15 protein-coding genes and 1 other annotated feature are annotated in these 13281 nt (G+C 47.4%); of the genes, 14 read left to right on the forward strand and 1 reads right to left on the reverse strand.

Annotation, left to right across the window (positions count from 1 at the left end; all coding sequences use genetic code 11):
- Positions 1–5: 5 nt before the first annotated feature.
- The 12 genes from mutM to AC4EHB_RS00760 all read left to right on the forward strand — a co-directional run bounded on the left by mutM (position 6) and on the right by AC4EHB_RS00760 (position 11104).
- Positions 6–875, forward strand: a complete 870-nt coding sequence (gene mutM / locus AC4EHB_RS00705; RefSeq protein ID WP_490980416.1) for a bifunctional DNA-formamidopyrimidine glycosylase/DNA-(apurinic or apyrimidinic site) lyase — start codon at positions 6–8, stop codon at positions 873–875.
- A gap of 9 nt (positions 876–884) precedes the next feature.
- Positions 885–1490 (forward strand): dephospho-CoA kinase, encoded by a 606-nt coding sequence (coaE, locus tag AC4EHB_RS00710; protein WP_490973686.1) that lies wholly within the window; start codon positions 885–887, stop codon positions 1488–1490.
- 100 nt (positions 1491–1590) lie between these two features.
- On the forward strand, positions 1591–2607 hold the full coding sequence (locus AC4EHB_RS00715; protein ID WP_490973687.1) for a glyceraldehyde-3-phosphate dehydrogenase: 1017 nt from the start codon (positions 1591–1593) through the stop codon (positions 2605–2607).
- A 311-nt stretch (positions 2608–2918) separates the two neighbouring features.
- Positions 2919–3302, forward strand: a complete 384-nt coding sequence (speD, locus tag AC4EHB_RS00720) for an adenosylmethionine decarboxylase (RefSeq protein ID WP_490973688.1) — start codon at positions 2919–2921, stop codon at positions 3300–3302.
- Between the two features lie 458 nt (positions 3303–3760).
- Positions 3761–4237 carry a transcriptional regulator NrdR gene (gene nrdR / locus AC4EHB_RS00725; RefSeq protein WP_490973689.1) on the forward strand — a complete coding sequence of 159 codons (477 nt, stop codon included), beginning with the start codon at positions 3761–3763 and terminating at the stop codon, positions 4235–4237.
- Between the two features lie 11 nt (positions 4238–4248).
- A complete protein-coding gene (locus tag AC4EHB_RS00730) occupies positions 4249–5619 on the forward strand; it encodes a replication initiation and membrane attachment family protein (protein WP_490973690.1) in 1371 nt (456 codons plus the stop codon).
- Positions 5620–6555 (forward strand): primosomal protein DnaI, encoded by a 936-nt coding sequence (gene dnaI / locus AC4EHB_RS00735; RefSeq protein ID WP_490973691.1) that lies wholly within the window; start codon positions 5620–5622, stop codon positions 6553–6555.
- Positions 6556–7282: 727 nt separating this feature from the next.
- Positions 7283–9211, forward strand: a complete 1929-nt coding sequence (gene thrS, locus AC4EHB_RS00740) for a threonine--tRNA ligase (RefSeq protein ID WP_490980417.1) — start codon at positions 7283–7285, stop codon at positions 9209–9211.
- Between the two features lie 58 nt (positions 9212–9269).
- Positions 9270–9405 (forward strand) — a sequence feature (ribosomal protein L20 leader region).
- Positions 9406–9489: 84 nt separating this feature from the next.
- Positions 9490–9996 carry a translation initiation factor IF-3 gene (infC, locus tag AC4EHB_RS00745; RefSeq protein ID WP_490975591.1) on the forward strand — a complete coding sequence of 169 codons (507 nt, stop codon included), beginning with the start codon at positions 9490–9492 and terminating at the stop codon, positions 9994–9996.
- A 27-nt stretch (positions 9997–10023) separates the two neighbouring features.
- Positions 10024–10224 carry a 50S ribosomal protein L35 gene (gene rpmI / locus AC4EHB_RS00750; protein WP_006831131.1) on the forward strand — a complete coding sequence of 67 codons (201 nt, stop codon included), beginning with the start codon at positions 10024–10026 and terminating at the stop codon, positions 10222–10224.
- Between the two features lie 174 nt (positions 10225–10398).
- Positions 10399–10758 (forward strand): 50S ribosomal protein L20, encoded by a 360-nt coding sequence (rplT, locus tag AC4EHB_RS00755; RefSeq protein WP_135500315.1) that lies wholly within the window; start codon positions 10399–10401, stop codon positions 10756–10758.
- Between the two features lie 73 nt (positions 10759–10831).
- Complete coding sequence (locus AC4EHB_RS00760) at positions 10832–11104, forward strand: DUF1294 domain-containing protein (protein WP_490973693.1); 273 nt, start codon at positions 10832–10834, stop codon at positions 11102–11104.
- A gap of 9 nt (positions 11105–11113) precedes the next feature.
- Here AC4EHB_RS00760 and AC4EHB_RS00765 read toward each other — a convergent pair whose 3' ends face one another.
- Positions 11114–11500 (reverse strand): sigma-w pathway protein ysdB, encoded by a 387-nt coding sequence (locus AC4EHB_RS00765; RefSeq protein ID WP_490980418.1) that lies wholly within the window; start codon positions 11498–11500, stop codon positions 11114–11116.
- Positions 11501–11590: 90 nt separating this feature from the next.
- On the opposite strand from AC4EHB_RS00765, the gene AC4EHB_RS00770 reads away from it, so the two are divergent.
- Positions 11591–12076 carry a dUTP diphosphatase gene (locus tag AC4EHB_RS00770; protein WP_490973695.1) on the forward strand — a complete coding sequence of 162 codons (486 nt, stop codon included), beginning with the start codon at positions 11591–11593 and terminating at the stop codon, positions 12074–12076.
- Between the two features lie 70 nt (positions 12077–12146).
- Complete coding sequence (locus tag AC4EHB_RS00775) at positions 12147–13235, forward strand: M42 family metallopeptidase (RefSeq protein WP_490980419.1); 1089 nt, start codon at positions 12147–12149, stop codon at positions 13233–13235.
- Positions 13236–13281: the final 46 nt, after the last annotated feature.

Below are 13281 nucleotides of genomic sequence, written 5' to 3' on the forward strand. Positions count from 1 at the left end.
GACAGATGCCGGAACTTCCTGAAGTGGAAGGCGTCGTTCGCCAAATCCGCCCGGCCGCAGCCGGGAAAACAATCCGTGATGTTTTCGTTTCCGATACCATCCGCCTGTCAAAGGCAAATGGCAAGGAAGCAATCATCAAAAAGATGGATGCAGATGCATTTATCAGCCGGTTGGTCGGAGCGGAAATTTCCAGTGTGGAACGGCGCAGCAAATATATTTATTTCACCATGCAAAAAGACCGGGAATTTTTATTGGTCAACCATTTGGGCATGTCGGGAGCGTGGTTTTACGTCGACAGCTTGTTGTCCATTACGGAAGAAAAGTTCCGGCGCCATGTCCACGTCGTGCTGACGCTCGACGACGGCAATCTATTGGCCTACTCGGATATCCGGCGTTTCGGCGAGATGCGCTTGCTGAACGGCGAAGCGGATTTTCCGCCGCTGCTCTTAATGGCGCCTGAACCGTTCGCTGAAGAAGCGCTCGACCATTTTCTCCATATGGCGGAACGCCCAAAATACAGCGCAAAGCCGATCAAGGAAGTCATTATGGACGGGCAAGTGATTTCAGGTTGCGGTAATATCTATGCAACCGAAGCACTGTTCCGGATGAAAATCCATCCGAACCGAGCAGCGGGGCGCATCAGCCGCGCCAGGAAAATCCAGCTGTTCAAAGCGGTTGCGGCGATTCTGCTTGAAAGCATCGAGGCTGGTGGCAGCACCATTTCGGATTACCGCAACATTAACGGCGAATCAGGACGGATGCAAGACCGCTTCGGCATGTACGGCAAAAAACAATGCATGGAATGCGGCACAGCGACGAAGTCCCTTCAAATTTCGGGGCGCACTTCAGTCTACTGTCCGACTTGCCAAAAATGAGGGATTAGAATGATCATTGGGTTAACAGGAAGCATAGCGAGCGGAAAAAGCACCGTCTCGCAGATGTTGAAGGAGTTGGGCTATCCGATTGTCGACGCTGATTTAGTGGCTCGCCAAGTAGTAGAACCCGGCAGTGAAACGCTGGAAAAAATTAAGGGGGCGTTCGGTGAAGATGTCATTTTGCCGGACGGTTCGCTTGACCGCAAAAAAGTGGGGGACATCATATTCAGCGATCCGGCCAGCCGTAAACGCTTGAATGATATCATCCATCCGGCAATCCGCCAAGAAATGCTGCGCCAGCGGGCGGCGTATGTGGCAGAAGGCCAAAAAGTGGTCATCATGGATATCCCGCTGCTGTTTGAAAGCAAGCTCCAGCATTTCGTGGACAAGATCCTGGTCGTCAGTGTCACCGAGGAAAATCAGCTGAAGCGCCTCATGGAACGCAACGAGTTGTCCGAAGAGGAGTCACTTGCGCGGATTTCCTCGCAATTGCCGATGTCAGTGAAAGAAGAAGGTGCAGATGCCGTAATTTATAATAATGGCACAATAGAAGAAACGAAATGGCAGCTCAACCGCATCCTTGAAAAGTGGGATGCGGGCATATCGGAACAATAATAGCTGAAGTGAAGTTTAAGGTTCCAGTATTCGTAAAATGTGTTATACTATATAACGAATTAAAAATAAAAGTATAACTTATTTAATGGGGGACTCATAAATGACAGTTTCTATTGCGATTAACGGGTTTGGCCGCATCGGCCGTATGGTTTTCAGACAAGCTATTTTAATGGATGACATCAATATTGTAGCTGTTAATGCCGGCTATCCTGCTGCAACACTAGCGCATCTGATTAAGTATGACACAAATCACGGCACCTTCCAGGGCGAAGTCTCTCATGAAGAAGATGCATTAATTGTCAATGGAAAACGGGTTCAGCTCGTCAATGAACGTGATCCTTTACTGCTTCCTTGGAGTGAAATGGGCATCGACATCGTCATTGAAGCGACAGGCAAGTTCAATGCACGCGAAAAAGCGGCATTGCATTTGGATGCTGGAGCCAAGAAAGTCATTTTATCAGCTCCTGGCAAAAATGCCGACATCACAATTGTGATGGGCGTCAACGACGGCGCACTTGAAATCGATAAGCACGACGTTATTTCAAATGCCAGCTGCACGACTAACTGCCTTGCACCGGTAGCGAAAGTCTTGAACGATGCGTTCGGGATTGAAAACGGCTTGATGACCACCGTCCATTCTTACACGAATGACCAGAAGAACTTGGATAACCCGCATAAAGATCTCCGCCGTGCGCGTGCATGTGGCCAGTCGATCATCCCTACTTCTACGGGCGCCGCGAAAGCGCTATCATTGGTACTTCCTGAACTTGAAGGCAAACTTCATGGCATGTCGCTTCGCGTACCGACTCCAAACGTATCCTTAGTGGATCTTGTGGTGGACTTGAAGCAGGACGTGACAATAGAAGAAGTGAATGCTGCTTTCCTAGCTGCTTCCTTGAATGGCCTTGAAGGCATCTTGAGCTTAACAATGGAGCCTTTGGTGTCAATCGACTTCAACACGACCGAACAATCGGCGATCGTAGATGGATTGTCGACGATGGTGATCGGCGGCCGCAAAGTGAAAGTTCTAGCTTGGTATGATAACGAATGGGGCTACTCTGCGCGAGTGGTGGATTTAACCAAAAAAGTGGCAAAATCATTGGTTTATGCCCGATAATTAATACAAGCCGCAGCCATTGTAAAATGGCATGCGGCTTTTTCATGAAAAAAATCCCATAAAAAAATAAGGTATTTTAAGTTATTATGATTGCATTTCATATCAATACATCATATACTAACACTCGTAGTCAAAAAACGGCTACGTACTTCTTCGTTTCTGAGTGCTTGATAAGGGAGCGGACGGAGCAATATTTATTCACATGACTGCTTAAAGGGTTAGGACCTCTTTGGACTAACTTTCCCCCGTGGTAGTCAACTTTGAATATTTTGCGCACTAAAACAAAATGATATCAAAGGGGGAAACGAACCATGGAAACAATGGGACGTCACGTAATTGCAGAACTTTGGCAGTGTGATTTTGACAAATTAAACGATATGGATTTTATCGAACAAACTTTTGTTGATGCAGCACTAAAAGCCGGAGCTGAAGTCAGAGAAGTAGCTTTTCACAAATTTGCACCTCAAGGCGTAAGCGGGGTAGTCATCATTTCTGAATCGCATTTAACGATCCACAGCTTCCCGGAACATGGCTATGCTAGTATCGATGTATATACTTGCGGCGATCTTGATCCAACTATTGCAGCTAATTACATTGCAGAAGCGCTGAATTCTGGTGCTCGCGAATTTGTAGAAATTCCGCGCGGTATGGGCCCGGTCAGTGTTGAAAAGTCCAAAGTTTCAGTAAATGCATAATCCATTAACATGAACGATACGAAGCAGGGGATCTGATCCCCTGCTTTTTCTGTTTTCTTGGGATAGATGAAAATTGTTGTATGTCGCTTCGGTCGCTCAGGGCATGGCTTACACAGAAAACCAAGCAAAGAACGCTTGTCTTTCTGCTCCGCCTAGCCCTTGTTCGCGCCTTCACTGGGAAATTTTTATGAAAATAGAAAGGTTTACGTGGCTCTGCTATTTTGGAGATACTTGTGGATACGGAGCAAACTGCCGAGACGCCTGCGGGAAAGCGAGATAGCTGAGACCCTGCAGAAGCGCTAGCGACGAAGCGGCTCAGTGCTCGCCCGCGGCAAGCGAGGCAGTTTTGCGCAGTATCCACTACTCGAAATCTTTCGTTCTATCTATATCGCAACTAATGGAGCCTTAAATTTGTTATACTGGAGTTACGAGAAACAATGTTTAGGGAGAGGTCCAATATGAGATGTCCGGCTTGCCAGCATAATGGTACACGCGTAGTGGATTCGCGGCCAGTAGATGATAATAAATCCATTCGGAGGCGCAGAGAATGTGAAGCGTGCGGCTACCGTTATACGACTTTTGAAAAAGTGGAAGAAATGCCGCTGATTGTCGTGAAGAAAGATGGCTCACGTGAAGAGTTCAGCCGCGAGAAAGTTTTGCGCGGCTTGATTCGTGCTTGCGAAAAACGTCCAGTTCCTTTGGAGACACTGGAGAATCTTGTTTTTGATATTGAGAAGGAACTTCGCCGCACAGGCAATGCCGAGGTGAAATCCGAAGAAGTCGGAGAACTTGTCATGAACCGCCTTGCGGCAATTGACGAAGTGGCGTATGTCCGCTTCGCTTCGGTTTATCGTCAGTTTAAAGACATTACGGTCTTTATCGATGAATTGAAGGATTTATTGGATAAAAGCCCGAATGGCAAGAAACCCGAATAAGGTGGTGTAATATGTCTGCACTTTATAAAGAACTGCAGCCTCCGGATTCGTTTAAGATCCGGCTGCCGTACCCGTTTTCAAATTACGACCGCCAGCTTTTGACGCTTTTGTATCAGCCGATGATCGGGGCGGAAGCAACCGCTTTCTATTTGACGCTGTGGGCAGAAGGGGAAGCTCCGAGCGAAGAAACGACCCATTACGCATTAATGAACACATTGGGCATTTCAATCGCCAAGCTTTTTGAATCCCGCATCCAGCTTGAAGCGATTGGGTTGATGAAAACCTTCAAGAAAGACAACGGTCACCGGTCGTTCATCTATGAACTATGTCCGCCGCTTGACCCGAAAAATTTTTTTCAGGATCCTTTGCTGTCGATGTTCTTGTTCAGCAAGATTGGGGAATCGGCTTACCGCAAAGTGCGGGAGCGGTTCTTGAATCCGACCGATATCGGTGAAGGATTTGAAGAAGTGTCCCGCACATTCACGGACATTTTTCGTCCTGTTCATGCGAAAGCCGGCTATCCGGCGGAAACAAAAGATTTGCATGAACGCAAAAAAGGGGAGTACCAGACCGAGTCCGATTTCGATTTCAGCTTATTGCAGCAAGGTTTGTCCGAACAGCTGGTGCCGAAACGCGTCCTAACTGCTTCTATTAGGGATACCATCGGGAAGTTAGCGTATTTATACAGCTGGGGGCCGCTGGAAATGCAAAAAGTGGTTTTGCTGGCGATTGACGAAGATTATAAAATTACGGCCGAAAGCTTGAAAAAAGCGGCTTCGGAATATTATAAATTGACGGTTGCAACGACCGCGCCGCAGCTTGTCCATGTGCAGAAGGAAGAAAAGCTTCCGGAACAGCAAAACGAGCCGAGAACCCGGCAAGATGAGCTGATTCTTTATTTGGAATCGGCTGCGCCTGTAGAAGTTTTGCGGGACATCGCTAACGGCAATGAACCACTGCCTGCAGATGTCCAGTTAGCGAATCAGCTGGTTATGCAGCATGGCATGGAGCCAGCAGTTGTCAATGTGCTGCTGCAATACGTCTTGCTGCGCACCGATATGAAGTTGACGAAAGCGTACGTCGAGAAAATAGCGTCGCATTGGCTGCGCAAAAATGTCACGACTGCAAAAGAAGCGATGGAGCTTGCGCGCATTGAACATGAGCAATATGTAAAATGGAAAGCAGAAGGATCTCCGTCAGCATCATCGAAAGCACCTGCGCGCCAGAACAGAGGCAAGCCGCTGCGCGAAGAGAAACTGCCTGAATGGTTTTACACGAAAGAAGAAACGCCTGCGGCTTCCGGCCCGAAAAACGAAAGTCTGGAAATCGAGAAACAAAAGCTTCTCGCTAAATTGGCGATGAAGAAAGGGAAAGGTGATTAAATGGAGCCAATTCGCGAAACATTAAAACGCGTTGTGAACGCACCCGCTTTTTCAGAGCGCTATAACGACATGCGCAAGGAAGTGCTGGAGCATCCCGGCGTCCAAAAATTCCTGGAACAGCATTCCTCGGAAATCGACAAAAGCACGGTTGACCGCGGGCTTCACAAATTATACGAGTATATTGACCAATCCCATGACTGCCATAAATGCCCGAGCTTTGAAGGCTGCGTCAACCACTTGAAAGGGTTCGAACCGAATCTCGTGCTTGAACGCGGCACAATTGGCATTTCCTATACGGCATGCCGATTGAAAAATGCCCATGACAATAAACGCAAGGCTTCTTCGATGATCCACAGCATGTACATGCCGAAAGAGGTCATGCAAGCGACGCTCGACGAATTCGAGCCGGACGACAGCCGGATGGAATCATTCCGCGCGGTCGGCAAGTTCCTGGATGAAACGACTGGACCGGGCCACATGCCGGAAAAAGGCTTGTACCTCTATGGCAAGTTCGGCGTCGGCAAATCCTATTTGCTGAGTGCTGTCGCCAATGAACTTGCGGATATGGACATCCGCTCGGTCTTGGTTTTCGTGCCAGAATTCATGCGCGAAATGAAACAGGCAATCGGGGACCAGACGCTGCAAGAGAAAGTCGATTACGTCAAAAAAGCCGATGTTCTAATGCTTGATGATATTGGAGCAGAAGCGATGTCGAGCTGGACGCGCGACGAAGTCCTCGGCACCATCCTGCATTACCGCATGGCAGAGAAACTGCCGACGTTCATGACGTCGAACTTCAGCTATTCTGAATTGCAGCACCATCTCACTTATTCCCAGCGCGGCGAAAAAGAAGATTTAAAAGCTGCGCGCGTCATGGAACGAATCCGTGCCTTGACGACCCCAGTGAAGCTGGACGGCAAAAACCGTAGAAATTGACATTTCGGCTATTGCATTTTCATAATTTACACAGTATAGTAAAAACAATCGAAATATGAATTAACATGCGTTGACAAGGACAATAGCGGACTGTACGACTTTCAGAGAGAGAAGCCCTGGCTGCAAGCTTCTTAAGTACCGGCAAGACGCTTACCCCCTTAGAGCAGCAGCTGTGAACTTTTTTAGTAGCAGCTGACGGTACCGGCCCGTTAGCCGATGCAGAGCTTCGTTCCGCACAGAATTTTTTCTGGCCGGAATAGAAGAAGGGTGGAACCACGAACAGAGCTTCGTCCCTTTGGGATGAGGCTTTTTTGTGTTGAAAAGTAGAAAAGCGAAAGTGCCCGGTTAGTCCCGACAAACGCTGGATAGGCTGAAGCGACTCGAGGGGTTGGGCACTGCAGCTAGACAAGAAAAGCGGAAACGGCCGTTATGCTCCGACCGGCGTAAGATGAACTTCCGAAGCGGCGTTTTTTGCCGCACAGGAAGGCAGCTTACGACCCGAGGTGCAGGCAGTTGCAGCTAGACAAGAAAAGCGGAAACGGCCGTTATGCTCCGACCGGCGTAAGATGAACTTCCGAAGTGGCGCATTTTGCCGCACAGGAAGGGCAGCTTACGACCCGAGGAGCAGGCCGGTGCAGCTAAACAAGAAAAGCGGAAACGCAAGCACCTGTTCAGACCCTGTGAATCCAGGTGCTTCAGCGACAACAGAGAAAAAGGAGAGATTGGCATGGCAGACATGATTCAACTAAAATTCCCGGACGGAGCGGTAAAAGAGTTCGAACGGGGCACAACTACTGAAGAAATCGCACAATCAATCAGCCCGGGATTGCGCAAAAAAGCATTGGCTGGAAAAGTAGGCGGCCAATTGGTCGACTTGCGCGCGCCTTTAAAAGAAGATGGAGACATCGCTATCATCGTTCCTGAATCGGATGAAGCGTTGGAAGTTTTACGCCACAGCACGGCGCATTTATTGGCACAGGCGATCAAGCGGCTGTATCCGGACGCTAAGCTTGGAGTGGGTCCGGTTATTGAAAACGGCTTTTATTACGACATCGATACAGCGTCAGCAATCACTTCAGAAGATTTGCCAGTGATCGAAAAAGAAATGAAGAAAATCATCAATGAAAACGTTGAAATTATACGCCACGATGTGACTCGTGCAGAAGCACAAGAACGATTTGCGGCGATTGAAGATCCGTATAAATTGGAGCTTCTTGAAGCGATTCCTGAAGATGACCAAGTTTCCATCTATGAGCAGGGAGATTTCTTTGACTTGTGCCGCGGCATTCACGTGCCATCAACTGGCAAATTGAAAGAATTCAAATTGCTGAGCGTGGCCGGAGCGTATTGGAGAGGCGACAGCGACAATAAGATGCTGCAGCGCATTTACGGCACTGCTTTCTTTACAAAAGACGACTTGAAAGCTCATTTAGCCATGCTTGAAGAAGCGAAAGAACGTGACCACCGCAAGATCGGAAAAGAATTGAATTTATTCATGAACTCCCAGAAAGTCGGCCAAGGCTTGCCGATGTGGTTGCCGAAAGGCGCGACAATCCGCCGCATCATCGAGCGCTATATCGTCGACAAAGAGGAAAGCCTTGGCTACGATCACGTCTACACACCTGTAATGGGAAGTGTGGAGCTTTACAAGACAAGCGGCCACTGGGACCATTACCAGGATGATATGTTCCCTGTTATGAAGATGGACAACGAAGACTTGGTGCTTCGCCCAATGAACTGCCCTCACCACATGATGATTTACAAACAAGGCATTCATTCATACCGCAACTTGCCGATCCGCATTGCGGAGCTCGGGCTTATGCACCGCTATGAAATGTCCGGCGCCCTTTCCGGCCTGCAACGTGTTCGCGGCATGACGCTGAACGATGCCCATATCTTTGTCCGTCCCGACCAGATCAAGGAAGAGTTCAAGCGCGTTGTCAATTTGGTGATTGAAGTTTATAAGGATTTTGATATCAAGGATTATTCGTTCCGTTTGTCTTACCGCGATCCGGCAGACAAAGAGAAATATTTTGACGACGATGCAATGTGGAACCGCGCGCAAGCGATGCTGAAAGAAGCAATGGACGAATTGGCGCTTCCTTACACTGAAGTGGAAGGGGAAGCTGCGTTCTACGGACCGAAAGTGGATGTGCAAGTGAAAACGGCACTCGGCAAAGAAGAAACATTATCAACTGTGCAGCTGGATTTCCTATTGCCTGAACGCTTTGACCTTTCCTATATCGGCGAAGATGGCAAACAACACCGTCCAGTTGTCATCCACCGCGGCGTGGTGTCGACGATGGAACGCTTTGTAGCTTTCTTGATCGAAGAATACAAAGGCGCATTCCCGACATGGCTCGCACCGGTGCAGGTCGAATTGATTCCAGTATCTTTGGACGCACACAGCGAGTATGCAAAACAAGTACAAGAAAAGCTTCAGTTAAACCGCTTGCGCGTCGATATCGATACGCGCGATGAAAAACTTGGCTATAAAATCCGGGAAGCACAGATGCAGAAAGTCCCTTATATGCTTGTAATTGGCGACCAGGAACTAGAGAATGGCTCAGTGAACGTCCGTAAATATGGCGAGCAAAAGTCTGAAAGCATGCCGTTTGACGACTTCCTTAGCTTGATTAAAAGCGAACTTCGTTAACATGGTTGACATGCCAACACACACGTGATATTATAGTTGAGGTTATAGAATACTTATATGTGCAAAGCAGGAGCACCCGCTTCTCACCTGATCGACCGATTGTTGGCAGGTATACACGATTGACTACTACACGCGTGCGTGTTGTCATATTAGGCGGGTGGACCTCTGTGGTCCATCCGCTTTTGTTTTGCATCGGAACCTGTAAGCCGGCAATCGTCGGTTCGAGCATTTAAGATATTCGCGACACTATCCGGAGGTGGATTAATATTAGCAAAGACATTAATGTAAACGAAGGTATTCGTGCACGTGAGTTACGGGTTATTGATCAAAACGGTGAACAACTCGGAATTAAAACACGTATCGAAGCACTTGAAATTGCTGCACGTGTCAACTTGGATCTTGTTCTAGTGGCTCCTCAAGCTAAACCGCCGGTCGCACGTATTATGGACCACGGGAAATTCAAGTTCGAACAGCAGAAAAAAGATCGTGAAATTCGTAAAAACCAAAAAGTGATCATCGTGAAAGAAGTTCGTTTGAGCCCTTCTATTGACGATCATGATTTTGATACGAAACTTCGCAACGCGATCAAGTTCCTTGAAAAAGGCGACAAAGTAAAAGCTTCAATTCGTTTTAAAGGCCGTGCGATCACGCACAAAGAAATCGGACAGCGCGTCCTTGAACGCTTCGCAGAAGCATGCAAAGAAGTCGCTACGGTTGAGCAACGCCCTAAAATGGACGGTCGCAGCATGTTCTTAATGCTTGCTCCAGTCAACGAAAAAGAATAAGAGATTATTGTTTAGGAGGAATTCGAAATGCCGAAAATGAAAAGCCATAGCGGTGCGTCTAAACGTTTCAAAAAAACGGGTACTGGTAAAGTCAGACGCAACAGCTCACACACTAGCCACTTATTTGCAAACAAATCAACTAAGCAAAAACGTAAACTTCGCAAAGGGAAACTTGTTTCTTCAGGCGACTTGAAACGCATCAAATCTTTGATCTACAACATGAAGTAATAACGAAAAGCGTAAACGGCCGTTCAGCTCCGAAAGGCTCAAAGTGAACTTCCGAAGCGGCGGTTTTTGCCGCACAGGAAGGACAGCTTAAGTCCGAGGAGTTGGCCGTTGAAGTCTGGACATAAACCGAACAAAAAATCGAATTTTTTATATTCAAGCAGGAGGTAATGAATTATGCCACGCGTAAAAGGCGGAACAGTGACGCGCCAGCGTCGTAAGAAGGTCATAAAATTAGCAAAAGGGTATTACGGTGCGAAGCACATCCTTTTCAAAGTAGCAAACCAACAGGTGATGAAGTCAGGTAACTATGCTTACCGTGACCGTCGCAACAAGAAACGTGATTTCCGCAGATTGTGGATCACACGCATTAACGCGGCTGCTCGTATGAACGAGATTTCTTACAGCCGTTTGATGAACGGCCTTAAAGTTGCCGGCATCGACATCAACCGCAAAATGCTTGCTGAAATCGCTGTAACTGATGCAGCTGCTTTCACAGTATTGGCTGACCAAGCTAAAAAAGCATTGAACAAATAAGTAAAGATAGACCATAAGAAAAGACTGGCGAATTTTCGCCAGTCTTTTTTATATGACAGAGGGGGGAAACAACATGTTCTTGATCATCGCAGGCTATTTCCTGGCCTTGTCGCTATTGGCATTCTTCATGATGCTCATCGATAAAAAACAGGCACAGCGCAGAGGGCAGCGGATTCCTGAAAAAAACCTATGGTCTGCAGCTATATTCGGCGGGGGCATTGGCGCTTACGCCGGCATGATGGCTTTCCGGCATAAAACGAAGCACACGAATTTCCGCGTCGGGTTTCTCATGCTTGCCGTAATCGATGCTGCAATACTTGTATGGAGCTATCAGACATTCATGTAAAGGCGGCATTCACTCCACTTTATTCATCAACTGGCCGATAGGGCTTTTCCAATCGATTCTCGCATTCGGATAATTCATGTGAATTTCTTTTTCGAGAAAATTGAAATCTTCTTTCGAAAAGCCCTGCAGTTTGGCCGGATTTTCAGTCCAGACGAAAATCGATACCACTTCAAATGCATCCACAGTCGTCCCCAAATATTTTTCCCCTTCGAATAATACACCGCGCATCGCAATGAAGAAATTTTTCTGTACGTTAGTGACATCATCGTAAAAATAATAATTGCCGGATTCGATTGCTGAATCGATTTTGCGCTTAGGGTCCAGAATATAGCGGATCAAGCGGTAAAAAAAGTATATGATCAAGCCGATTACAATTAAACGAATTAAAAATGCCATGCAAAATCGCCCTCTCTCCCCGAGTTCTACTGTATAATACGAACGGAAAAGGGTATGGTTTCAAGATTTTATCGAAAAAGGAGTGATAGCATGAATTTGCAGAAATTATTTAAAATGCAGGAAGAACTGGACCGCTTTATCCAGTCGAATCAAGGCATCAACGAAGATGTGTTCCGGAAAAAAGGGCTCGCGCTGCTGATCGAGTTGGCAGAACTGGCAAATGAAACTCGCTGTTTCAAATTCTGGAGCCAAAAAGGTCCATCAGAACGTAATGTCATTCTGGAAGAGTATGTTGACTCGATTCATTTCCTGCTGTCGCTTGGGATTGAAAAGAACCTGAATATGCTCGAAGAATGGCCTGAACGCGTTAGTGAAAGGGACTTGACGGAATTATTCATCGGCACCCAACGCGAAATCCTGGATTTTCTTGAAGATTATTCGATGGCCAATTATCAGGACTTGTGGAGCTGGTACGGAGGGATTGCGGAAGAACTCGGCTTTTCCTACGAAGATATATTCGATGCCTACCTGGCAAAGAATCAGACCAACTACGAACGCCAACATGAAGGCTATTAAATGAATTTTTTGATAATGGAACGGCTTTCATTTATAATGAAAATGAACGAATACTTAGGAGGTCGAAATAATGAGCAAAATGGATGAAACAATTGAAATGCTGAAAGAATTGACAGATGCTAACGGCATACCGGGCAACGAGCGCCAACCGCGCGAAGTCATGAAAAAATACATAGCACCTTTCGCTGATTCTATCGAAATGGATGGATTGGGCGGCTTGATCGCGAAAAAAGAAGGTGCCGCGGACGGACCGAAAATCATGGTAGCTGGCCATTTAGACGAAGTTGGGTTCATGATTTCCAAAATCGATGACAAAGGGTTCTTGAAGTTCCAAACTGTTGGAGGCTGGTGGTCGCAAGTCATGCTGGCACAGCGTGTCACAATCACAACGCGCAGCGGCAAAGAAATCACAGGGGTCATCGGCTCAAAGCCGCCGCATATCCTGACTCCGGAAGCGCGCAAAAAGCCGGTTGAAATCACGGACATGTTCATCGACATCGGTGCATCTTCCCGCGATGAAGCGAAAGAGTGGGGCGTAACACCAGGAGACATGGTAACGCCGTATTTCGAATTCTCGGTGATGACCAACGAAAAATTATTGTTGGCAAAAGCTTGGGACAACCGTATCGGCTGCGCAATCGCAATCGATGTGTTAAAAGGCTTGAAAGGCGTTGACCACCCGAACATCGTTTACGGAGTGGGCACAGTTCAAGAAGAAGTTGGCTTGCGCGGGGCGCGGACTGCTGCTTCTAAAATCCAGCCGGACATCGGTTTTGCGGTCGACGTCGGCATTGCAGGCGATACGCCTGGAATCACTGAAAAAGAATCGACAAGCAAAATGGGTGCAGGCCCTCAGATTTTGCTGTTTGACGCTTCCATGGTATCGCACCGCGGTTTACGCGAGCTAGTCGTTGATACGGCTGAAGAAGCGGGCATCCCTTACCAGTTCGAAACGATTGCAGGCGGCGGAACTGACGCCGGATCAATCCATTTGACGGCTAACGGCGTACCATCGTTATCTATCGGCGTAGCAACACGCTATATCCACTCGCATGCAGGCATCCTGCACCGTGACGATTACGAAAACGCTGTTAAACTAATTATTGAAGTCATCAAGAAATTGGATAAAGACACAGTTGCTCGCATTACGTTTGAGTGATTGTCCGATAATATGGCCCCTTGCCGGTTGGCGAGGGGTTTTTGTT

It is taken from the genome of Planococcus sp. TJ-302 (assembly GCF_058268455.1).

Coding starts and splice junctions, on each gene's coding strand:
- mutM (WP_490980416.1), top strand. CDS start 6: ATGCCGGAACTTCCTGAAGTGGAAGGCGTCGTTCGCCAAATCCGCCCG.
- AC4EHB_RS00730 (WP_490973690.1), top strand. CDS start 4,249: ATGTCTGCACTTTATAAAGAACTGCAGCCTCCGGATTCGTTTAAGATC.
- speD (WP_490973688.1), top strand. CDS start 2,919: ATGGAAACAATGGGACGTCACGTAATTGCAGAACTTTGGCAGTGTGAT.
- dnaI (WP_490973691.1), top strand. CDS start 5,620: ATGGAGCCAATTCGCGAAACATTAAAACGCGTTGTGAACGCACCCGCT.
- AC4EHB_RS00760 (WP_490973693.1), top strand. CDS start 10,832: ATGTTCTTGATCATCGCAGGCTATTTCCTGGCCTTGTCGCTATTGGCA.
- thrS (WP_490980417.1), top strand. CDS start 7,283: ATGGCAGACATGATTCAACTAAAATTCCCGGACGGAGCGGTAAAAGAG.
- rplT (WP_135500315.1), top strand. CDS start 10,399: ATGCCACGCGTAAAAGGCGGAACAGTGACGCGCCAGCGTCGTAAGAAG.
- AC4EHB_RS00715 (WP_490973687.1), top strand. CDS start 1,591: ATGACAGTTTCTATTGCGATTAACGGGTTTGGCCGCATCGGCCGTATG.
- AC4EHB_RS00775 (WP_490980419.1), top strand. CDS start 12,147: ATGAGCAAAATGGATGAAACAATTGAAATGCTGAAAGAATTGACAGAT.
- nrdR (WP_490973689.1), top strand. CDS start 3,761: ATGAGATGTCCGGCTTGCCAGCATAATGGTACACGCGTAGTGGATTCG.
- AC4EHB_RS00770 (WP_490973695.1), top strand. CDS start 11,591: ATGAATTTGCAGAAATTATTTAAAATGCAGGAAGAACTGGACCGCTTT.
- coaE (WP_490973686.1), top strand. CDS start 885: ATGATCATTGGGTTAACAGGAAGCATAGCGAGCGGAAAAAGCACCGTC.
- AC4EHB_RS00765 (WP_490980418.1), bottom strand. CDS start 11,500: ATGGCATTTTTAATTCGTTTAATTGTAATCGGCTTGATCATATACTTT.
- rpmI (WP_006831131.1), top strand. CDS start 10,024: ATGCCGAAAATGAAAAGCCATAGCGGTGCGTCTAAACGTTTCAAAAAA.